15 protein-coding genes are annotated in these 22,969 nt (G+C 58.3%); 11 read left to right on the top strand and 4 right to left on the bottom strand.

Going from position 1 to position 22,969, the window contains the following annotated elements:
* Nucleotides 1-708: 708 nt before the first annotated feature.
* The 5 genes from HNO79_RS11120 to HNO79_RS11140 all read left to right on the top strand — a co-directional run bounded on the left by HNO79_RS11120 (nt 709) and on the right by HNO79_RS11140 (nt 8,397).
* A complete protein-coding gene (locus tag HNO79_RS11120) occupies nt 709-1,830 on the top strand; it encodes a nucleoside hydrolase (RefSeq protein WP_214165299.1) in 1,122 nt (373 codons plus the stop codon).
* A 497-nt stretch (nt 1,831-2,327) separates the two neighbouring features.
* Complete coding sequence (locus HNO79_RS11125) at nt 2,328-4,718, top strand: TonB-dependent receptor (protein WP_029329745.1); 2,391 nt, start codon at nt 2,328-2,330, stop codon at nt 4,716-4,718.
* Between the two features lie 252 nt (nt 4,719-4,970).
* Nucleotides 4,971-6,401, top strand: coding sequence for an adenosine deaminase family protein (locus HNO79_RS11130; RefSeq protein ID WP_214165298.1), 1,431 nt, complete (start codon nt 4,971-4,973; stop codon nt 6,399-6,401).
* A gap of 173 nt (nt 6,402-6,574) precedes the next feature.
* The gene (locus tag HNO79_RS11135) at nt 6,575-7,636 is read left to right on the top strand and encodes a nucleoside hydrolase (RefSeq protein ID WP_214165297.1); all 1,062 of its coding nucleotides are present in this window, start codon (nt 6,575-6,577) and stop codon (nt 7,634-7,636) included.
* Between the two features lie 254 nt (nt 7,637-7,890).
* A complete protein-coding gene (locus tag HNO79_RS11140) occupies nt 7,891-8,397 on the top strand; it encodes a DUF2165 family protein (protein ID WP_112209756.1) in 507 nt (168 codons plus the stop codon).
* A 502-nt stretch (nt 8,398-8,899) separates the two neighbouring features.
* On the opposite strand, the gene HNO79_RS11145 is transcribed toward HNO79_RS11140, so the two are convergent.
* From HNO79_RS11145 to HNO79_RS11160, 4 genes are all read right to left on the bottom strand, one after another.
* Nucleotides 8,900-11,218 (bottom strand): TonB-dependent receptor, encoded by a 2,319-nt coding sequence (locus HNO79_RS11145; protein WP_244987520.1) that lies wholly within the window; start codon nt 11,216-11,218, stop codon nt 8,900-8,902.
* A gap of 1,192 nt (nt 11,219-12,410) precedes the next feature.
* Nucleotides 12,411-13,559, bottom strand: coding sequence for an anhydro-N-acetylmuramic acid kinase (locus tag HNO79_RS11150; protein ID WP_214165295.1), 1,149 nt, complete (start codon nt 13,557-13,559; stop codon nt 12,411-12,413).
* The gene (locus tag HNO79_RS11155; RefSeq protein ID WP_214165294.1) at nt 13,556-14,500 is read right to left on the bottom strand and encodes an N-acetylmuramic acid 6-phosphate etherase; all 945 of its coding nucleotides are present in this window, start codon (nt 14,498-14,500) and stop codon (nt 13,556-13,558) included. The genes HNO79_RS11150 and HNO79_RS11155 overlap by 4 nt, the downstream gene beginning before the upstream one ends.
* Nucleotides 14,501-14,536: 36 nt before the next feature.
* Nucleotides 14,537-15,721, bottom strand: coding sequence for a serine hydrolase domain-containing protein (locus tag HNO79_RS11160; RefSeq protein WP_214165293.1), 1,185 nt, complete (start codon nt 15,719-15,721; stop codon nt 14,537-14,539).
* A gap of 216 nt (nt 15,722-15,937) precedes the next feature.
* Between HNO79_RS11160 and HNO79_RS11165 the strand changes: the two genes are divergently transcribed.
* From HNO79_RS11165 to HNO79_RS11190, 6 genes are all read left to right on the top strand, one after another.
* The gene (locus HNO79_RS11165; RefSeq protein ID WP_214165292.1) at nt 15,938-17,401 is read left to right on the top strand and encodes a sodium:solute symporter; all 1,464 of its coding nucleotides are present in this window, start codon (nt 15,938-15,940) and stop codon (nt 17,399-17,401) included.
* A gap of 60 nt (nt 17,402-17,461) precedes the next feature.
* Nucleotides 17,462-18,769, top strand: coding sequence for a glucose/galactose MFS transporter (gene gluP / locus HNO79_RS11170; RefSeq protein ID WP_214165291.1), 1,308 nt, complete (start codon nt 17,462-17,464; stop codon nt 18,767-18,769).
* 91 nt (nt 18,770-18,860) lie between these two features.
* Complete coding sequence (gene nagB, locus HNO79_RS11175; RefSeq protein WP_244987521.1) at nt 18,861-19,652, top strand: glucosamine-6-phosphate deaminase; 792 nt, start codon at nt 18,861-18,863, stop codon at nt 19,650-19,652.
* Between the two features lie 51 nt (nt 19,653-19,703).
* Nucleotides 19,704-20,657, top strand: coding sequence for an N-acetylglucosamine kinase (locus HNO79_RS11180; RefSeq protein WP_214165289.1), 954 nt, complete (start codon nt 19,704-19,706; stop codon nt 20,655-20,657).
* A gap of 212 nt (nt 20,658-20,869) precedes the next feature.
* Entirely contained in the window at nt 20,870-21,799 is a 930-nt protein-coding gene (locus HNO79_RS11185) for a LysR family transcriptional regulator (protein WP_214165288.1), read from the top strand.
* A gap of 130 nt (nt 21,800-21,929) precedes the next feature.
* Nucleotides 21,930-22,865 carry a cupin domain-containing protein gene (locus HNO79_RS11190; RefSeq protein ID WP_214165287.1) on the top strand — a complete coding sequence of 312 codons (936 nt, stop codon included), beginning with the start codon at nt 21,930-21,932 and terminating at the stop codon, nt 22,863-22,865.
* Nucleotides 22,866-22,969: the final 104 nt, after the last annotated feature.

Below are 22,969 nucleotides of genomic sequence, written 5' to 3' on the forward strand. Positions count from 1 at the left end.
CCTGTGGCCACCGCCACCGGAATGCGGGCGAAGGAAGGCGACACCAAGCACGACCGCCAGTGCCCCGCCCGCCAGATAAAGGATGCGCCGCCCGCGCCGGGAGCTTCCCCCGGGGGGCGTGCTGGAGGCTGAAGTGGGAGAGGGGGAGGAAGCCATGAAGTGGGTATCTGCCTGACTGGGGTGAGGTCTGGCGCCACGATAGGAATCTCCATCATTCCGGGATAGTGACGGGTGTCATTATCCGGACATGACAAATGTCATATGCATGGCCGTCGCAGCCTGTTTCAGGTAAAAAACATCCGGAATATCTGGACAAACCTGCCGCAAAGAAAATGTCGAATATTTTTATATAAATTATCATATGAAACGAAAAAAGTATTACATGTAATTACGATTTCTAATGCCTTCGTTTCGTTCGTGTTTGGTCTTATTAAATGTATTCCAGGTGCGTATCATAAAAAAACAGCACCCGGACATGACCCTGTTCGCCGATCTGTCCGGGGAGGAAATGACTGGATTGCATATTTATTATTCATAGAAATGATTATTTTTTGTGCAATTTATATTTTTAATTTCGCGGTTTCCAAGGGGTTCAATTTCCCCTTGCAGAAAAAGCAACATCGTGTTGTCTGCATTCCTGATTGGAAACCGCGTACATGCATGGCATATCATTGAACCATCACAACATTCTGGAAAACCGGATACCCGATGTCTCTGTTTTCGTCACGTGGCTCCCGATATCGCTTCTGCGGCATGCTTATGGCTCTGGCCTGTAGCGTGCCCGTCTGTTCCGGGCTTGCGGCCGAAAACCGCAAGGTCATTATTGATGACGACGACAGCCTGTCGTTAGCGGAGGCAACCCTGCTGAAGGCGCCGGGGGTCGATGTCCTGGGGATTACCGTGGCAAGCGGCAACCGCTGGCGCGATGATGAAATCAACCGCATGCTGCGCGGGCTGGAAATCCTGCACCGGACTGACGTGCCCGTGGTGCCGGGGGCGATTTACCCGCTGATCAATTCGGAAAAGCTTACGGAAAAGTGGGAAAGCCTGTACGGCCGTCTGATCTGGAAAGGGGCGTGGATGAAACAGTGGGTGGAACCCACGAACCAGCCCGACCCGAATTACCATGCGCCCGATTTCGTGCCCACACCGGCGGACGGCAATGCGACGACAAAGCCGACCAAGGAAATCGCGGCCAACTTCCTGATCCGCATGGTCCATGCCTATCCGGGGCAGGTCACGATCCTGGCGGCGGGCGCCATGACCAATCTGGCGCTGGCTGAACGGCTGGATCCGGAATTCGCGTCACTGGCCAAGGAACTGGTGTATATGGGGGGCAGCCTGAACCCGCACCAGCAGCTGTCCACCGTGGCTGCAGGCCAATACGCGCGCGAGTTTGTCAATTCCCCGCGGCGTGAATTCAACCTGCGCTTCGACCCGGAAGCCGCCAGCATTGTCATGCATGCCCCGTGGCGCAAGATTACCATGGTGCCATCCGATCCCGCCACGGCAACGGAGCTCAGCGCCGACTTCCTGCATCGCATTGCATCGCGCAATGCCGACATCAGCAAGCTTGTCGCACACTGGCAACCCGGTTCCCCCATGTGGGACGAAATCGCGGCAACTGTCTGGCTCAACCCGCAGATCGTGACGAAGTCCACCCAGCTTTACGTGGATATCAACACGCAGTTTGGCGCGGGATATGGGGATACGCTGTCCTGGTCGCCCGGCTATCAGCCGGATCTGGATGAGCAGAAGGAAACTGTTGTGGAAACCATAAACCCGACAGCACTACTGGCGACGATGGAACAGATCCTTGCCCGTCCATAAGCCATAGCCGGGACGGGAAGCGTGCCAAAAAGATCACAGCATGCCTCCCGTTTCCTGATTTTCATCATTTGATACAAATTCCATTCATAACCAGAATATATATACAAAATATATTGTTGTGGATGTGTAATTACAGAAACGGTTCATCTGTTCGTACAACGAATAGAATACAGACCGACGGCTTATTATTCTTTCGCATATCGAAATCTTTGTGGTTGGCGTTACAAATTTACAACAATAAAGATTTTGCTAAAGATTTCCGGTTTTATTGTAATTTTTTTCTTTATTTCAAGAAAATCTGCATTTAATGATCATAAAAGATGATGAGAATCATTTTTTACTTTTCGTTTGTGCTTAACTTGATGGTCTGGACATCAAGGGATGTTTGCACGAAAATGCAACACAAGGTTCACGCGAACGGGCTGGGGGCGTGAATATCCGAATGCTTATGAAACCAGGGGATCTGGTTGGTTTTCCGGGGGGGGGAAGTTACTTAAATGCGACGTTATACTCATCGAAACAAGGCGCTGTTTACCATGTCGTGCTTGGTCACGACATTCCTGACGACTGTCGGGCCTGTTTCCAAATCCATGGCGGCCACGGAAAGCACCACGCAGCCCGTGAAGGGGCATGTTGCCACCCGCCATGCCGCCAGCCATACGACGGGCAAGGCTGCTGCTTCCACGCCGGCAAAGCCCCAGGCCGTTGCCGCCCGTGCGACGCCGGAAGTGATCCATGTTGGCGCCAGCCGCAGCGCGCGTGACGGCGGCGGCGGCATGATGCGCCTGGAAACCGCGCCGCATACCGTGCAGAGCATTGGCAAGCAGTTCATTGACATGAAAAGCCCCACCAGCACGGCGCTTGACCTGATCAAGACCCTGCCCAGCGTCAGCGTTTCCACGCCCGACACGTCGGGCATGCAGGGCGGCAGCATCATCAGCCGAAGCCTGACCGACGCCGATATGGGCCTGCTGGTTGACGGCGCACCTGCCGCCAGCGCCAGCTATATGGCCGAAGACGTGGATTCCGAAGATCTGGAGGCCGTGAACGTCACGCCCGGCAGCTCTGCAATCGATATTCCCACCACATCCGCCGCTGCGGGCGTGATGGATGAACGCACCCATACGCCGGGCCACAAATTCGGCGGCCTGATGGATTTCTCATACGGCACGAACAACATGTCGCGTGAGTTCATCCGTCTGGAATCCGGTGACATTGGAAAGACCGGCATCCGTTCATATTTCTCGTTCTCCAACACGCATGCGCGTTCGTGGATGGGTGCCGGCATCAACAGCCGCAAGCACATCGACTTCGGGCTGCAGAAAGACTGGCAGAACGGGTCTTTCGCGAAGTTCTTCATCTCCTGGAACTATGAAGATTTCACGATCGACAATTATTCCAATGCTGCCGAATTCTATCAGTACAAGCACACGGGGCAGGGCTTTGGTCGTAGCGCTGATCCATCCAGCAACAACTACTGGGGCAATAATATTGACCACTGGAACCAGATCTTCCTGACGGCTCCGGTCCATATTGTCCTGCCTGCCAAGTTCAAGTTCGATATTACCCCGTACTTCAACTTCGGTCAGGGCTGGGATGGCGAACCCGGCGGGACGGCCACTGATGGCAAGTACACATATGCCAACGGAACAGCCGTTCCTGGCGGCACGAACCTGACCAGCTACTTTCTCGAAGATTACGCCATGCAGGTTGGTGTCACCACCAAGCTTGGCTACGATATCGACCGTCATAACCATGCTTACATCGGATACTGGTATCAGAACGAAGATTATCTGACGCACTTCCCTGTCAGCGCACAGATGGCAAACGGCTTTAATCCAAGCCCGAACAATGCTGCCTATCAGCTGTACGCCAATGGTTCACGCTCATTCTCCGGTAATGACGCCGGGTTTGAAGTGCATTCCATCTTTATCGGCGATAGTGCGAAGTACCTGCATGACAAGCTGACGATCGACGCTGGCTTCAAGTATGTCATGACCAATTACTGGTATAAGTCCTTCAGCTCCAACGGTTCACTCAGCGGTCGTTATGGTGAAAACAACACAACGCCGCTGCCGCACCTGTCCATTGGCTATACCTTTAACGATCATCACCAGATCTATGTAAACGCCGAAGGGGATTTCCGTCAGCCTTCACCCAGCGCCATTGCCAACAGTGGTGCGGCCGGCGGTCTGCCCAAGAACCAGTATTCCATCAAGGAAGAACTGGGTTACCGTTACCATGACAAGTATGTCATGGTTGACCTGTCACTGTTTAACTACAACATCACCAACCGCCTGCTGAGCACCTATATCGGTGGTGGCCAGTCCGGCGTGGTAAATGCAGGTAACCAGACGGCGCGCGGTTTTGATGCCATGATCTCAACCCGTCCGTTCCACGGCTTCAGCCCTTATGCATCGTTTGAATATCTGAATGCCCGCATGGACTCCAACATCCGCGCCGCAGACGTGTATGGCAATACGTCCTACTTCGCTACGGCGGGTCATCAGGCACCGCAGGCACCGCATGTCATGGCCAACTTTGGCCTGACCTATCAGAAGTATGGCTTCTTTGGTAACGCAACCCTGCATTATACCGGCCCGCAGTCCGTTACCCTGGCGGGTGATGAGCGGATCCCCGGGTATGTGACGGATACGCTGTCGCTGGGCTATCACTTCAAGCCGTTCATGTATGCGAAGACCCCGACCATCCGCCTGAACTTCACCAACCTTACAGGCGCCATTGTCCGGACGGGTGTCCGCGGTATCGGGACCAGCAATGGTTCGGTCCGTCTGATGAACGGGAACATGTCTGCAGCAGGTAGCGGCGCAAGCTTCTATGTCGAACCCCGCTTCAGCATGACGGGAACGGTTTCCACGTCGTTCTGATCAACAGAATATAGCATTGAATATGAATACGACCCTCTGTTCAGGAGGGTCGTATTTTTTTGTGAAATACAATCTGGCTTCTACTGTGCCAATATTCCTGATGGCTGGAGATTGAAAAACATGGCAAGATTATCAGTAGCATCCTCTTTTCTGGTGGCATCCTCACTATTTGTCGCATGCCATCCGGCTGTTGCGTCTTCTTCCGAGGACAGGACAGCGCGTATTTTTGCACAGTTGCAGCACAATCATTCCATGCTTGAAGTCTTCATGCATGACTTCCCGAAGGGGGCCGACCTTCATAATCATCTGGTCGGTGCGATCTACGCTGAAAATACCATGCGCTGGGCAGCACAGGATGGTCTGTGCGTGGATGTGGAGCATAAGGCCATAAAGCCCGACCACTGTGCGCAGGACAGGGGCAAGATGCGCAATGCCGCCACGGTAGAAGCAGACAGTTCTTCGGAAAACAGCATGGTTGACTCCCTGTCCATGCGCAATTTCCATCCGTCCCAGAACGTCACGTCGGGCCATGACCAGTTCTTCAGCACCTTTCCCCGGTTCATTGCGGGCATGGGGGTGACGCATGAGGGCGCGATGCTGGCTGAAGCGGTCACACGGGCCGCGGATGACCATACGACCTATCTGGAACTCATGATTGCACCCGACATTGAGGCGCTGATCCGCCGTGGCCTGAAACACCCCCTGCAGGGTGAGGACTTCGCGGCGGTGCAGGCGTCCTATTCGCCCGCGGAAACACAGGACTTCATCACGCTGGCCCGGCAGGACACCGACCGCATGGAGGCCGACATGCGCACCCTGCTGCGCTGCGATACGCCGCAGGCGGCACCGGGCTGCCGGGTGCGGGTGCGTTACCTGTACGCGACATTACGCACATTTACCCCGGCTGCCGTCTTCTCCCAGATTTCGGGTGCCTATGCACTGGTCAAGGCTGATCCGCGCTTTGTCGGGGTCAATATCGTCGCGCCGGAAGACGATCGGGTCGCCATGCGCGATTATGACCTGCATATGCGCATGTTCCATTACATGTCGGGGCTTGATCCGCAGGTCAACCTGAGCCTTCACGCGGGCGAACTGGCTGAGGGGCTGGTGCCGCCGGAAGGGCTGTGGAACCACATCACGAACGCGGTGACCGTTGCCGGCGCGCGCCGTATCGGTCACGGCGTGGACATGGCTTATGAACAGAACGCCAGTGCGACACTGGCCGAAATGGCACGGCGACATGTCATGGTCGAAATCAACCAGACCAGTAATGACCAGATCCTTGGCGTGCGGGGCAATGCTCACCCGTTCCAGCTTTATCGGGCAGCGGGCGTTCCTGTCGCATTTTCCACCGATGACGAAGGGGTGGAACGGATCAACCTGACGCATGAATACGTGCGCGCGGCGGAGACGTGGCCGCTGACCTATGGTGAATTCAAGGATCTTTCACGTACCGGTCTGGAATATTCCTTCCTGCCCGGTAACAGCCTGTGGGCGCAGACCGCGCCATTCCGTCCGGTTCACGCCTGTAGCCATACCGACATGAAGTCGGAGCAGCTCGCGGCATCCTGCGCGACCTTCCTGCAGAACAGTGAAAAGGCGCAGGCGCAGTGGGCGCTGGAAAAGAATTTTGTGACATTTGAAGAAAATGTAAATAAAAATACCCTGTTCAGAAAGAAATGATCCACCCATACTTTCTGAGTGGATACTGATCCATTCCCACATGGCACCCTGGCCCGTATGGACACGTATCGGGACGGGGTGTCCCCTTATTTCTACATCAATACGGGTGGCAGGGCAGGGTGGTCGTCACCTTGTTTGCCACTCAAAAGATTACTGTCAGGCAGGATGACATCATGACGGATCTGTTTTCGCGGCGTCATTTCCTGGCGGCGACAGGCGGGATGCTGGCGGCCGGCGCCGCCCGGTCAGCGCCCCTTCTGGCGGCGTCTGCGTCCGCCCCGCGCAAGGTCATTGTGGATGCAGATATTGGTGTGGATGACACCATGGCCCTGCTGCTGCTGCATTTTGCCCCGGAAGTGGACATTGTTGGCATCACGACGGTCAACGGGAATGGCACGCTGGACAATACAACGCGCAATGCCCTGTTCCTGTCGGAAAAGTTCGGGATACAGGCACCTGTCGCAAAGGGTGCTGGCGTTTCACTCGACAACCGCACCGATACGGCGCCGACCTTCATCCATGGCGATAACGCCATGGGCAACATCGTACTGCCCAGCCGCATCAACCGCACGGTGGATGCACGCCCTGCGTGGCAGATGATCGTGGACATGGTTCACGCCCATCCGCATGAAATCACGATCCTTGGACTGGGCAGGCTGACCAACCTTGCGCTGGCCCTGCGGCATGATCCGACCATCGCCACCCTGACCAGGGAGGTGATCGTGATGGGCGGTGGCTTTGGCCTGCATGGTGATCTGGGAAATGTCACGCCTGCGGCGGAAGCCAACTTCAAGGGCGATCCCATGGCTGCGGACATGGTGTGCGGCGCATCGTGGCCCATGACGATCGTGGGGGTAGATGTCACGTTTCAAACCACCATGACGGATGCCTATCTGCAGGATATCCGCGATCAGGGTGGTCCGGCCAGCAGGCTGATATGGGATGTCACGCGTTTCTACATGGCGTTCCACAGGCAGCGGCTTGGACTGGATGCCATGTATGTCAACGATGCCTCGGCCAGTGCCTATCTACTCAGGCCGGACCTGTTCAAAACCCGCAGGGGGGCGGTCCGCGTCGTATGTGGCGGGGTGGCGGATGGAGAGTCCATCCAGAAACCCGCAGGCAAGCGCTTCCCACCCGGCGCGTGGGACAACCGCCCGGAACAGGCCGTCTGCACCGATGTGGATCCAGATGGTGTACGCAACCTGTTTGCCCGGGTCATGCGCGGGCATTAGGACAAAGTTCCTGGGTGTCGCCTTTTTAGAAGGCGACGTTTCATCAAGCTTTTTGAAAAGGACTTCGCCAAAACCGCATTGTCTGCCGGTAATGATACTGCAATCGGAACAGAACAGACCTGAAACCTGTTTTTCTCCATATTGCATAATCGTTACGATATGCGATGCTGGTCATTCCGGCACCGTCCGGCCGGTAATGGCTGGCAAGCTGTCTGAACCCATAATTCCATGCATGGCGGGGGAATAGAACACACATGACCGGCATTGATGGCGAACGCCTGTCCAAGACTGTCATGGTTGCGGCCTTTGGCTGCTTTGGCCTGATCGTGATGTTCAACAACATCACCGATTATGATTCCAACTACCAGTTCGTGCGTCATGTCCTCAGCATGGACACGACATTTCCACACAATCGACTTATGTGGCGCGCCATTACCATACCTGTCATCTGGCACCTTGGTTATGACATTATCATTGCGTGCGAAGGGATAACAGGCATGCTGTTCATGCTGGCGGCCGCCAGCATGGCACGCGCGCTGCGCAGCGATCCAGCCACCTTCCGTGTTGCCACGCGCCTGGTACCGTGGGGGACGATGGTAGGCTTTCTGGTCTGGTTTTTCGGGTTTACCGTCGTAGGGGGGGAGTGGTTTGCCATGTGGCAATCCCATTCATGGAATGGACAGCAGCCCGCCTTCCAGTTCATCAGCATGATGGTTCTTATGTGCATCTACGTGCGCAAAAAAGAAGATGTGCCGAACTGACTGCCCTGATAACAATCCATGATACCGGGAAGATACCCTATCCCCAGACAGGCCGAATCAAGGAAGCCCCCCCTAAGAAACCATTTCAAAACAATCTGGTAAAAACTAAAAGTTTTTAGGTGTCGCCTTTTCCCAAAAAGGCGACGTCTTCCAAAACTGTCTGAATGATTGCTGGATATTTTCCAGATAGGCTTTTCAAATGGCCTCTAAAAAAAAGATCTCGACCTGACCCTGTTGCGTAAGACATCGCAGTCCAGCAGCGCCCAAGCAGATTCCGCTATTGAATACCCGATTACCGTCAGTCATCACGCCGCAATCAGCGTTGGTCAACCTGACGCCAAGGGTAACATGCTGATCACACAACACAGGCAGGTCCTGTGGAAGAGCAACAGTAACATCGCCCTACAAAAAAGATCGGCAGATCACTGAATGACCTGCCGATCCTGTATATCCGGCCCGCTTGCGAACCATATGACTGGTCCGCACGGGACGAGACAGCCGGTCAGAAACCGCTGCTCATCGAGAAAATGGCCGAGAAGGGGGATGCAATGGTGTAAGTCGGCGCATAGCCCTTGACGCTCTGCCCATTCATTGCGGTTGCATAATTTGCATTGCTTTCCACACCCGAGGCATAGTTCAGGTAATGGTTATTCGTAATATTTGACAGGTTGAGCTTGATGGTCGGGCTTTTGAACAGGCCCCAGCTTTTAAATCGGTAACCAACCCCGATATTCATACGGACGTAGGCCGGTATGTTCTGGTCATCCATGAATGTGGAGTACTGCTTGGCAACGTATTTCAGGCTGAAATTACCGAATATACCACCGTTGTCATAATCAAGGCCAAACCCGAACTGATAACGGGGGGTCTGGGGCGCGAACTTGCCCTTTGTCGGCAGAAGCGCATCGACACCACTGGCCGATGCGGCAAGGTTACTGTCGGTCCGTGCATCGATATATTCCGCCGAGAAATACGGACGGATGTTATAGATCGGTCGCGTTCCGATTTCGAAATCAACACCGTTGGTCGTCTCACCACCGCCGTTGATGCTGGTCGAATAATAGTCGCTCGGGTTATTGGGATCGGTAATGGTCTGTGAAAACAGTCTGTTGGTGAAGTTATAATGGAAATACGTCACCGACGTATTGATCAGCTTGCCCTGATAACGCCAGCCGAATTCTTCTGAAATGGATATTTCCGGATTAAGACCCGTCGCTGCATGGTTGCTGTAGCCGCTGCCAGCATAATACGCACCGGAATCATAAAGTGACGAGTTCATGGGCACACGGTAATTGGTCGCCACCGAGAAGAAAAGCTGGTTCTTGTTATCGACCTTATAACGGAATGCCATTGTGGGCAGTGCTTCACGATATGTCTGGTCAATAACCCGCCCAGTTGAGGTATCAGGCAGGTAGTTACGGCCATCACGTGTAATGATGGAATATTTCAATCCCGCATCAATGGTCAGGCGGTTATGGAACAGGGAAATACTGTCACCAATAAAGGGCGTATTGATAATCGTGCGTGTCAGCGTATCGCGGTACTGCGCGACCTGCCCGTTTGCAAGGATCAGGTTATCTCCTGTGCCCCATTCGCTTTCGGGCGAGCCATCGGCGGAAATCAGGCTGTATGGTGCTGTCTGGCGCTGATAGGAATATTCAAACCAGTAGCCGATCATCAGGCGGTTGATGCCCGATGTCCAGGTCCATTTCGTAACCGCGCCGGGACGGTATGTACGGGTAATGGAAGGGTTATACAGCAGCGTATTGCCATAATTCTTGCCGCCGATCGTGCCCGACATGGTCTGGGAACCATACGACATGGAGTTCATGTTTTCCCAGTATGCACCACCGCCATTGCCGAAACCGTACCAGAAATATGGGGTTTCGGTCAGTGTCATGTTATGCCCGAGATTGAACCGGGACGGAGCACTGATATAAATATTGGTAAAGGGATTGGGATGTAGTTTGTAATAGTTTGTATTGGCGCTTGTATTACCTGTATAAATTGAATTATACACCGTATTGGGAGGGCTACCGGAAACCGGCCCACCCATCACGCCGATACCGTATTTGTTCCATGATGCCATGGTGGTGGTTGGGGTGCCATAGTTGTCCAGCTGGTTGCCAACAACCACGAACGAAACACGGTTGTCCTTGCCCCATTCCTTGACGACCTTCATTTCGCCATGGATCTTGCTTTCATTCCCCGGGCCACGCCATTCGTCTTCATGCGTATCCGAGAACGAGAAATAGGCACGCGTTCCCGAATTCCCCATAAGTCCCGTGTCAAACCGCGCAAACCCGCGGACCGTATTGAATGACCCGTAGGTGAAATCCGCACGACCGCCCATTTTTTCTTTCGGGTCGATCATGTACATGTTGACCACGCCACCTGACGCGCTGACGGTCGGACTGTCGAGGTCAGCCGAACCCTGCGCCACCTGGATGGAAGACAGATTTTCGGAATCAACGATTTCCTGCGGATAGACGGCATAGCTGCCGATATCGTTCAGCGGGAACCCTTCGAGGGTGTATCCCATCGAACTTTCATTCATGCCGCGAACCGATGTATGGCCACCCGTCAGGCCCATCGGGTCAGAATCCGTGGCGTTGACACCCGGCAGCAGCGCGATCAGCTGCATGGGGTTGAGGCCCGGCGTCTGTTTTTCAATATAATCGCGCGTGACAGTCGATTTGGACTTGGGCGCATCTTCCTTGACCATCAGACCGCCGCCAATGGCCCTGCGGGTGACGCCATCCGTATAGTGATGTCCCAGCACCACCATTTTTTCGTCGGTTGGTGCGGTCTGTCCAATCATGGAGGGGCGATTGCCAACGTTCACATCAGCATTATTACTGCTGTCTGTGTTTACTGCTGTTTTCTGTGTACCATTTTTTTGGGAAACCTTGGATGAGGACACGACATCACTCTGGGCGAAGGCACTTGATATCCACAATGTGGAACAGACCAGTGCCAGCTTGATATTGCATTTCGCCAGAGATGGCCGATGCGTCCTGTTACGTAGAAAAAGTTTCGACATTATTCCACACCAGCATTTTGTGTTTACCGCAAAATTCAATCGCCAACGTTGTGTATTACGAAAGCCAGAAAAGTTTTGTGAATGTATCTTTAAGATTCGTTCCGAAATCGATACATTCAGCGCACAAAATCAGCAGGAACCGGCTTTCCTGAAGAATATCATGACAATGATTACGAACAGATCTGACAATCTGTACCCGTTCTCATGTTATGACATGGTATTGTAGTCCCGGTCCGATCTCAAGAAAAATGTGTCAGAATTTTAAGCTGGTCCGAAACATGCCTTAATGGGTATAGGAATTTTCAAAAGGATATACCGTAAAACACTCTATTCATTAACCTTAATCCAGTGCTTCACGACACATGAGATTAATGCAGCAACACGGAAAACGTTTATTTTCATTCTTTCTTTCCGTTTGACACAGAATTTTGACTATTATGATGAGCGTTTACTATTTCTGAACACCCCGTTTCCTAACCTGCACGACAGGTCTGAACTGGCTGTATTCATGACATGCCGGAACCGGAAAACCGACCGCCAGATCGTCCATCGCAATATGTTCTTTATAAGAAACAAATATGCATTAATTTGGTTATATCCTGATGGATATAATATTATGCTCCCATATTGCATGTAATAAACCGGACCGGCGCTACGGGCATCCGTTCGGAAATGACTGTCGATCATGTGCAGGAAGACATGGACATGTCCGGCGCGCCTGTGGCACGTAAGCGCCAGGTGCGGCAACAGTTCCCGCATCCTGCGCCACAGGATATCCGCCGGACCGGAACAGCATGCTACGGACACGGACATATCTGTCATGGAAGTGCAGGGGACAATCCCATCCTGCATTAGGTGCCCTACGTGCCTGGCCGGGCGCACGCCTGCCGTACTGCATGATCAGTCCGCAGGGCCTGATCGGGTCCGCTACATAATAATACGTACCGTCATGTCCGCCACGGCACGTCGTTTATCGCCGGACGGGCGTGGCCTGTTCAATGCTACCAGCTTTCCATATCCATGATGGCACAGGCATAAGCCCCGCGCAGGTCAGGCGGCCACCGGACAGGGCATGCGGCCCCCCGGTCACGGTCGGCGCGGACAGGGGAAGGCCGCGCAGGCTGCGCACGGCAAGGAAGGCGAAGCATTGTGCCTCCAGCGCATCCCCGTTCCAGCCAAGCTGGTCCACCGGTTCAACCGGCACACCCAGCGCCACCCGCAGCCCATGCATGAGAACAGGATTATGCCGCCCCCCACCGCAGACATACCAGCGCATTGGCCGGACGGGCAGGGGCGTGCGGCGGACGGCCTCAACGGTAAAGGCGGCCAGCGTGGCCGCCCCGTCCGCAGGCGTGCAGACGGATACGCGCTCAAGGGCCGTGGCGAATGTCTGGCGGTCGAGCGATTTCGGTGCAGGGCGCGCGAAGTAGGGATCAGCCAGCATCTGTTCCAGCAGCGCATGGTTGACCGTGCCCATGGCGGCCAGTTTTCCATCCACGTCGCACGCCGTACCCGTATGGCGCAGGGCCCAGTCATCGAGCAACGCATTGCCCGGCCCGGTATCGCAGGCATGGATCGTCCTGTCCGCATCAATCAGGGTGATATTCGCAACCCCCCCGATATTCAGCACCGCGACCGGCCCGGTTACATCATGCAGCAGGGCGGCGTGAAACCATGGCACCAGCGGCGCGCCCTCGCCACCGGCCGCTACGTCAGCGCTGCGGAAATCATGAATAACAGCCAGTCCGGTCGCACGCGACAGCAGGGCCGCATCGCCAATCTGCCACGTCCGGTGGCGGTCTGGCGCATGCAGGATCGTCTGGCCATGAAACCCGATCAGGTCAATATCTGGCGCAACCGCCTGCAACCGCCGCACCGCATCGACATGATGCAGGGTCAGTGCGTGTTCGACGGCCCCCAGTTCCAGATCATCCGGCGGCAGGTCAGGCGCACGGTCCAGTATCCGGCGCGCACGCTGGCGGAGCGGCGCAGGGTAGGGCAGGCTGATATCCGGCCCGAATGCGTCAATCCGTTCACCATCGGTGCGGATGACGGCGGCATCAACCCCATCAAGCGACGTGCCGCTCATCAGCCCGATGACATTCAGCATACGCGTCATTCCGGCCCGTTCACAGCCTGACGCGGCGCACCGGCCTGCCCAAGGATCGAACGCAGGTTGCCATCATGCGCGACAAGCAACGCTTCGATCTGATCCATGGGAATGCCCGAACGGATCATGACCGCGCGTTTGACATTGAACCCCGTGGCCTCCAGCGCATCGAACGCCTGCCGTTCGGTGCATCCGCTCAGGTTCTGGACCATCCGGCATGCGCGCTGCCGCAGCTTGGCATTAACCACGCGCATGTCCACCATCTGCCCACGATAGGCATGGCCCATGCGGATCATGAGGGTGGTGGATATCAGGTTCAGGGCGGCCTTCTGCGCCGTACCGGCCTTCAGCCGGGTGGACCCGGAAATGACCTCCGGCCCGGTCACCACCGCAATACCCTGTTCCGCCACATCCAGCAGCCTGCCATGACGGTTGCACGCAATGCCAATGGTCAGGCTGCCCGCAGCGCGCGCCGCGCCAACCGCCGCACAGGTATAGGGCGTGGACCCGCTGGCGGCGATGCCCAGCACCACGTCGTCCGGGCCGGGATCGTGGGCCATGATGTCGGACCGGGCCACGTCCTCGCGGTCCTCGGCCCCTTCTGCCGCCTGATGGACGGCATTCCGCCCGCCCGCCAGCAGCAGCACGAGCCGTTCAGGCGCCCAGCCGAAGGTGGGCAGCAGTTCCACCCCGTCCTGCATCCCGATCCGCCCCGACGTGCCCGCGCCGACATAGAACAGCCGCCCCCCCGCCAGAAGGCGTGGCAGGGCACTGTTCACCGCGCATTCCAGCGCCGGCGTTGCTGCGCGCACGGCGGCTATGGCGCCCATCTGTGATTCCACCAGCGCATCGAGCACGGAGGCGACAGGCCAGATATCCACATCCGCGTAACGGGGGTCCTGCCCTTCCGTCGCAACGGGCGGGGTGGGCGTGGTGCTGTTCTGGGTCATGGACCGTAACTTCCGGGCAGGTGAATGGAAAATGTCTCAGCCCCGCGAAGGGGTCAGGGCAAGGGCAGCGGCCGTCGCCACGTCATGGCGCAGGCGCACGACATTGCCGTGCCCCGCAGGGTGCAGGCGGCTGGTCAGGATCAGGACATAACTGTCACTGTCGGGATCAAGCCACAGCGACGTGCCGGTAAAGCCGGTATGGCCAAAGGAGCCGACGGGAAACCTGTCCCCCCGGGCCGAGGAATAATGTGTGGCAATATCCCAACCCAGCCCGCGCAGGTCGGATTTTCCGCCCGGCTGCTGCGCGGTCGTCATCAGCAGAATGGTCCGGGACTGGAGCGGAAAGGCCGACGGCCTGCCCGCGCGCCGGTCCAGCAGGGCCTGCGCGTAAAGACACATGTCGTCCGCGGTGGAAAACAGCCCCGCATGGCCCGCAACCCCGCCCATGCGGCGCGATGACGGGTCATGCACCTGTCCACGCAGCATGTGGCCGTTTTCATCAGGTTGGGTGGGGGCGATATGCATGGCCCACGTGGCGGGCGGCAGGAAGCATGACTGCCGCATGCCCAGCGGCGTCAGGATGAAGCGCGTGGCATAGGCATCCAGCGTCATGCCGGACAGCTTTTCAACCAGAAACCCCAGCGTGATGAAATTGATGTCGCTGTAGATGAACCCCTGGCCCGGTGGCTGCACCGGCGTGGTGTCCATGGCCAGGCGGAAGGCGGCATCGCGCCCCTGCCACGGCCGGGTCAGGTCCAGATCGGGGCGCAGGCCGGAATAGTGGGTCAGCAGGTGCCGGATGGTAATGCCGGATTTACCGGCAGCCGCGAACTGCGGCAGGTAGCGCGAGACGGGATCATCCAGACCGAACCGGCCCTGTTCCCACAACTGCATGACACAGGGCGCGGTAATGACCGGCTTCGTCAGGGATGCCATGTCGAACACCGTATCCCACGTCATGGCCTCCCGCGCGGGGGATATGGCTCGCAGGCCATATACGGCGCGGTGCACGATCTGCCGGTCATGGCCAATGGCGCAGACAGCACCGGGTGCTTCCCCCTGCGTTACGGCCTGCCGCAGCCTGCGGTCCACATCGCGCATGTCATGAACCGGGCGCTGCGTGCCCCGTGCATGCGGCGCGCATGCCGTGAGTGTCGCGGCACCTGCCAGCATCAGGACATGACGGCGCTTCAGCCGGGTTGCGGCCGGAAAAACATGCATGTTGCAGCGGACCCGTTAAAAGACGGCATGACAGATGCCCCATGCGCAGGCAATACCATTCCTGCCCCGCACTGACAACGACCCGTTCCCGTACCGTGCGGGATCGCGGCACATGGGGCCGGGACGGCAATCCGTTCCGGTTCCGGGCTGTTTTCGGGCTTCATATGGTCTTCATCCGGTCATATGGTCTGCCCTGCCTGACATGATGGAACCGGTATGTCCGCAACCGATATCGCGATTATCTGCATCTATTGCCTGACCCTGCCATTCATTGCGTTCGCCCTGTCGGGGCGGCAGGACAGCGTTGCCACCTATGTGGGGGGCGGGCACGACCTGCCATGGTGGGTGATCTGCCTTTCGCTGGTCGCAACGGAAACCTCCACCCTGACCATCATCAGCATACCCGGCATCGCCTATGGCAGCGGCATGGTGTTCGTGGGGCTGGCGGTGGGCTATGTGATCGGCCGCGCGCTTGTCGCCTGGCTGTTCCTGCCACATTATTTTTCGGGCCATGGCGGCAGCGTCTACCAGTACCTGGGCCAACGGTTCGGGCATACGATGGAACGCACCGTGTCCGCCACGTTCCTGATCATGCGCGTACTGGCCGAAGGGATCAGGCTGTTTGCGGGCATGCTGCCGGTCGCGGCCATCCTGGCGTCCCTGCATGTTCCCCTGCCGCAATGGGGGATCATGGTGGGAATTGTCGGGCTGACGCTGTGCTATACGATGGCTGGCGGCCTGCGGGCCGTGGTCTGGTCGGATGCGATACAGCTTGCCATCTATATAGGCGGGACGGCGGCCTGCGTGGGGCTGTTGTACCATCATGCAACGGACATGCAGATCCATCTGCTGCGCCATTCCAACAGGTTCCACCTGTTCCATAAATCGCGGCAGTATTTCCTTGATCCCTATACACCCTGTGCCGCCATGATCGGCGGGGCGATCATGGCCATGGCGTCACATGGAACGGACCAGTTGATGGTCCAGCGCGTCCTGGCGGCGCGGAACCTGCGTGATGCCAGAAAGGCGCTGGTGGGCAGCGGCATCATGGTCGGATGCCTGTTTGCCCTGCTGTCGCTGGTCGGCATGCTGCTATGGGCGCGCAATGATGAACGATCACTGGCCGCGATGGGCCTGCGGACCTCGGACGCGCTGTTTCCCGATTTTATCGTGCATGACATGCCCATGGGGCTGGCGGGGCTGCTGATTGCGGGACTGCTGAGTGCGACCATGGGTTCACTGTCCGCCACGCTCAGTGCCATGACCAGTGCGACCCTGCTGGATTTTTCCACGCCCTGCCGGGCGCTGGCGCGGCGGACCGGCCTATCCGGGCTGGCGTTTGCGCGGCTGGTGACCGTGGTGTGGGCTGCCGTCCTTGGACTGGCGGCGCTGGCATTCGCGCGCAGCCATGGGCCGGCCGTGGTGTTTGGCCTGTCGGTGGCGTCATGCGCCTATGGGGCCATGCTGGGGGCGTTCCTGTATGCCATGTTCAGCAGACGGGCATGCACGCGCGAAGTCCTTCTGTCCTTCATCGCCACACTCGTCACGGTCTGTTGTGTCATGGTGTTCAGGCCGCCGTACGGGGCGACAATCGCCTTTACGTGGCTGGTTCCGCTGGGTGTCATCATGATGTTCGCCTGCGGCCTGATGTTAAGGATTGTGCTGAACGTGCGGCAATGACCACCATGTCGCCACGCCGTTCTGCCAATAGGTGCCGGTGAAGAAAACGAGGAGGGGCCATTGCCCGGATCACACCCCCACGGCCCTGCGGGAGAATATGGCTGGCGGCCTGTCATTATTCTTGCATGCCTGTTCTTTGTCATCGGCTTTGTCACATGGCTGAATGGTCCGCTGATCACGTTCGTGCAGGTTGCCTTTGACCTGAGCGCCGTCGGCGCCTTTCTGGTGCCCATGTGCTTCTACCTGTCGTACCTGTTCTTTCCGCTGCCTGCGACGCTGCTGACACGGCTGACCGGACTGATGGGGGGACTGGTCGCCGCACTGGTGGTCCTTTCCATCGGCATCGCCATTTTTGGCGAATGTGTCAGCATCCGCGTCTATCCCGGCGCACTGGCGGGGCTGTTTGTGATCGGGGCGGGACTGTCGTTGCTGCAGATCACGGTCAATCCGTATGTAACGCTGCTGGGGCCTGCTGAAAAAGCGGCCCAGCGCATCGCCATCATGGGTGTGGCCAACAAGCTTGCCGGCATTGCCGCCCCCATTGTCCTTGCGCTGCTGGTCATGCGCAATCTTGGCGATATTGCCGGACGGGTAAGGGCGGCCCCGGATCAGGCCACACGCAACCGGATCCTTGACCAGTTCGCCCACGCCATACAGATCCCGTATTTCATCATGGCCGCCGTCCTGCTGGCGCTGGCCATTGGCCTGGCCCGGTCCACCCTGCCGCAGATCGATATATCCGCAGCCCCGACCAGGGATGCCCCTGCGTGCGGGACATCCCGGCGGACGGGATCATGGCGTCTGGGGATCGGGGTGGCATGCATGTTCGTCTATGTCGGAACAGAGGTCATGGCGGGCGACGCCATTGGTGTCTATGCAGGCAGCCTAGGCATTCCACTTGATCAGGCCAAATTCTTCACATCCCTGACCCTGACGGCCATGATGGGGGGATACGTGCTGGGCATGCTGCTTGTACCACGTGTCTTCTCACAGGCGCGCTACCTTGGCCTGTCGGCGGCATGCGGGTTGATGCTGTGTCTGTCGGGCTGGTTGGCGCATGGTTATGTATCGGTCCTGTGCGTGGCGCTGTGCGGTTTTGCAAACGCCATGATCATGCCCACGCTGTTTCCCATCGTCATGTCCGATATGCGCGAACGCGGCGCGCAGGCAACCGCCCTGTTGGTCATGGCATTTTCAGGGGGCGCGGTCCTGCCGCAGATTTTCGTCGCGATTGCGCCGGGGATGGGGGTACGGGGGGCCTTTGTAATACTGGCAGCTCCATCTTACCTTCTGATCATATTATATAATATCGGTATGCAGAGGCGCGGCCGGACGGATACTGCACCCGTCATGATGGCCGACCCGTGATATGCTGCCGGTGGCATGCCGTAACCGGCCCGCCCATATGGCATGTCACACGACGCAGGCATCACCCGATGAACGCCGGAGGGAGAGCATCATGAAAATTGTCATTCGGTCCACTGCCGGGCAGGCAATGTCACTGACCGCCCGGATCATGGAGCATGCCCTGCGCCGGGACCCGGCCATGACGCTTGGCCTTGCGACCGGCCGGACAATGGACGGGGTCTATGCGGACCTGGTTCAGGCGCACAGGCAGCGGGGGCTGGACTTTTCACGGTGCCAGACCTTCAACCTGGACGAATATGTGGGCGTGCCTCCTTCATCTGGCCGGTCCTACCGCGCGTATATGGACACCCACCTGTTCTCGCAGGTCAATATCGCCCGGTCCGCGACACATGTCCCTGATGGAATGGCACCGGATCTGGCCGCGCACTGTGGGGAATATGAACATAGCCTGCACGCCAGCGGCGGGGTTGACCTCCAGCTTCTGGGGCTGGGCAGGAATGGCCATATCGGTTTCAACGAACCGTTTTCCGCGTTCACGTCCCGCACCCGCGTCGTGACACTGGACCCCGCTACACGGGACCAGAACCGGGACATGTTCGGCGGCGATCCCGATCATGTACCGTATCATGCCATTACGATGGGGGTGGGCACCATTCTGGATGCGCACCGCATCGTGGTGCTTGTGACGGGGGCAGCGAAGGCTGCGGCCCTTGCCGACATGATCGAGGGACCGCTGACGGCCAGCATCAGCGCCACTGCCCTGCAGATGCACGCAAACTGCCTTGTCATCGCGGATGAAACCGCTGCCGCCGCACTGTCCCGCCGCCCCTTCATTGACCACATGATGCGCCACGATGCAGAACTGAAGGCCCTTATGTCGTGAACGGGGACATCTCCCTCCGGGCAGCCATTTTCTTCAGGATGACGTGCGGACATGAATGATGCGGTTCTGGCGGTGGATGGTGGGGGGACGTACACGCGCGCCATGATTGTGGGGCCGGACGGGCACGTAATCGAACATCGCCTTGCCGATGGCTGTAACGCCTATGACAAAGCCGACTGGGCGGACACGCTGACCGGCCTGCTGCGGGGCCTGGGCTCATACCGCCTGCGCGCCGCGACGATCGGCCTGGCTGGCTACTGTGCGCAACGCCCGTCATCCCGCATGCAGGAAGATGCCGTCCGCAATGCCCTTGGCCCCGATGTCATGATCAGCATGCGTCCGGACGTGGACATTGCCTGCGCTGGCGCCTTCGTCGGCGCACCGGGCATCCTTGCGCTGGCGGGAACGGGGTCCGTCATCTGGGCAGATGACTGCCGCCATGCGCCCCTGCGCATTGGCGGATGGGGATACATGCTGGGTGACGAAGGCAGCGGGTACTGGATTGGCCGCATGGCGCTGCACAGGGTGGCCCGCTACCTTGATGCCCGTCATGCTGACGATGCGGATTTCGCCACCCGGCTGCTGCGGGCCATGGACCTGCCGTCCGACCCGGACCGGGCGGGCGAGGCGCTGCTGGAATGGCAGCGGGTGCAGCCCCACGCACGTTCGGCCATCGCGACGCTGGCGCGTGTCCTGGACAGGCTGGCCCATGATGGCAGCGCGGATGCCCGGTCAATCCTGCTGGATGCCGCACGGTGTCTTGCTGCACAGGTCACGGTGGCACGGACACGGCTGGGTCAGGCCCTGCCATGGAGTTATGCAGGCAGCGTATTTCACAGCCGGATTGTCATGGACCGGATGACGCACCTGCTTGGCGAAGGCCCGCAGGTTCCACGCCTGCCCCCCATTGGCGGCGCACTCATGCAGGCCGCCATGTGCGCGGACTGGCCTGTGGACGCGGCATGGCTGGATCGGCTTGGTACCGAGATCGCGTCCACACGCTGACCGTACCATGCGCGGGCGGATACGACGCATGGCCGCATGGAAACGCAATTGTGATGTGCTGCGGCATCCCCGGACGGGTCGTGCGTCCGGCAGCCTGCCGTAACAATCCGGGGAAGGGGGCGTTTCGCCGCATGATCGCGCCCGTGCTGACATCGATTTGCAGCACATGGGCTGTATGATGCAGAGGGTACGGATACCGGAGAAACTGGTTCATGGACTATTTTACCGCCCTGCGCGTTTTCCTGCGTGCAAGTCAGGTCAGGAGCTTTTCCGGCGTTGCGGCTGAACTGGGCATGGAAGTCTCCACGGTGTCCCGCCATATCAGCCGCCTTGAAGCCGATCTGGCCGTTGCCCTGTTCAACCGGACGACACGCGGGCTGCATCTGACCGAGGCCGGTGGCCTGCTACAGGCACGGGCCAGCCGGATCATGGCTGACCTTGATCACGCCCGGGAGGAAGTGACGCTGCATAATGCCTCCCCCCAAGGGCTGCTGCGCATCAATGTTCCCGGCTGCTTCGGACGTCGCCATGTCATACCCCACATGGCAGCGTTTCTGGCGGATTTTCCGGATATTCGCGCCGATGTGATGCTGACGGACACAACGGTCGACCTGATCGAAAGCGGCACGGATGTCGCCATCCGTATTGGCGCGCTGCCTGATTCCACCGTTGTCGCACGGCGTCTGGCCACGCAGTCGCGCATGGTCGTGGGCACACCGGCATATATCGCACGCGCGGGCCGCCCGGAAACGCCGGATGACCTGCGCGCGCATAGCTGCCTGCTGTTTACCCTTCATTGCGGCAACGCGTGGTATTACCGCCCCGACGGCGCGACAGATACGCCATTTGAAAAACTGCCTGTCACGGGCCTGCTGAAGGCCAATGAATCCGAAGCCCTGCTTGACGCGACGCTGCAGGACATCGGCCTTGCCCTTCTTCCCGACTGGCTGACCGGGCCGTATCTGCGGCAGGGACGACTGGTGCGCGTGCTGGCCGATTTCGAATGGGTCCTTGCCCCGGGGGCGGAGCGGGCAATATGGGCGGTCTATCCTCCCAAGAAAGTCGTGGCCCCGAAAGTGCGAAGCTTCATCCACTTCATGAGCCGCCGTTTCAGGGACCCGCTGTATTGGGACCCGTCGTGACGGAGCGGAGCGCGCATGGCAATTGCCGCAAAAGTCCTTTGCCGCCGTGCACGTAGCCCGATCATCAGCAGCCGGGCTATGGAAACGTCACATCACCCTGTTCGACTTTTCCAAAGACATGGAGAGCAAGATGGACACGCTGGTTATTGACCGGACCGAAAAGACCGATGATGTGGCCTCGGGACATTTCTATGAATACAGCAAGGCTGCCAATCCCATCCGTCCCAGCCTGACGCCGCGCATCCCATATCATTTCTTTCCGCCGTCACTTTATGCACAGGGCAGTAGCCGGGTCGTGCCGCTCGACCTCAGCGGGGAACTGAAATGCCCCGGCCCGGCCACCGGCCCCGGGCTGTGCGCCAGTTTTGTCCGCATCAATGCCGGCGACCGGATCACGATGGACCCGAACGCGACGTCAATCGTGTTCTACGCCATACGCGGTCACGGCAGCGCACGCTGTGGTTCGGTGACGTTCGACTGGGCACAGGGCGACTTTTTCGCCATTCCCGCACTGGACGGCATTACGCTCGATGCCTCGGCCGATGCTGCACTTTACGCCGTGCATGACGCACCGCTGCTGACCTATCTCGGGGTGCGCGTCGATACGGCGCGCTTCCGCCCCGTCGTGTTCCGGGCCAGGGATGCGGACCGTGAACTGGGTCAGGTCAGGCGTTCACCCGCCGCCGCTGAACGGAGCCGTGTCAGCATCCTGCTGGCCGCGGATGAATTTCCGCTGACGCGCACCGTCACCCACACGCTGTGGGCAATGTACGGGACCATTGGCGCGGGCACCCAGCAGAAACCGCACCGCCATCAGTCCATCGCCCTGGACTATATCGTGGAGTGCGAACCGGGCTGCTACTCACTTCTGGGCACGGATCTTGACGCGGATGGCCGGATCATCGATCCGGTTCGGGTCGATTGGGAAACGGGCTGCGCATTCGTGACACCGCCGGGTTACTGGCATGCACATTTCAATGAATCACAGGCCGAAGCACGTCTGATCCCGATACAGGATGCGGGTCTGCAGACCTATCTGCGGACGCTGGACATCCGCTTCGCCTGAAGTCCGGACGGCTCGGTGGCATACCCTGCCACCGCGCCATTTTCGCCTCCACCGGGCCGGGCAGGGTTCCCCCGCGATACCAGTGACATATCGGGCAAGACGGG

It is taken from the genome of Komagataeibacter oboediens, assembly GCF_018491655.1.
Lineage (GTDB): Bacteria > Pseudomonadota > Alphaproteobacteria > Acetobacterales > Acetobacteraceae > Komagataeibacter > Komagataeibacter oboediens.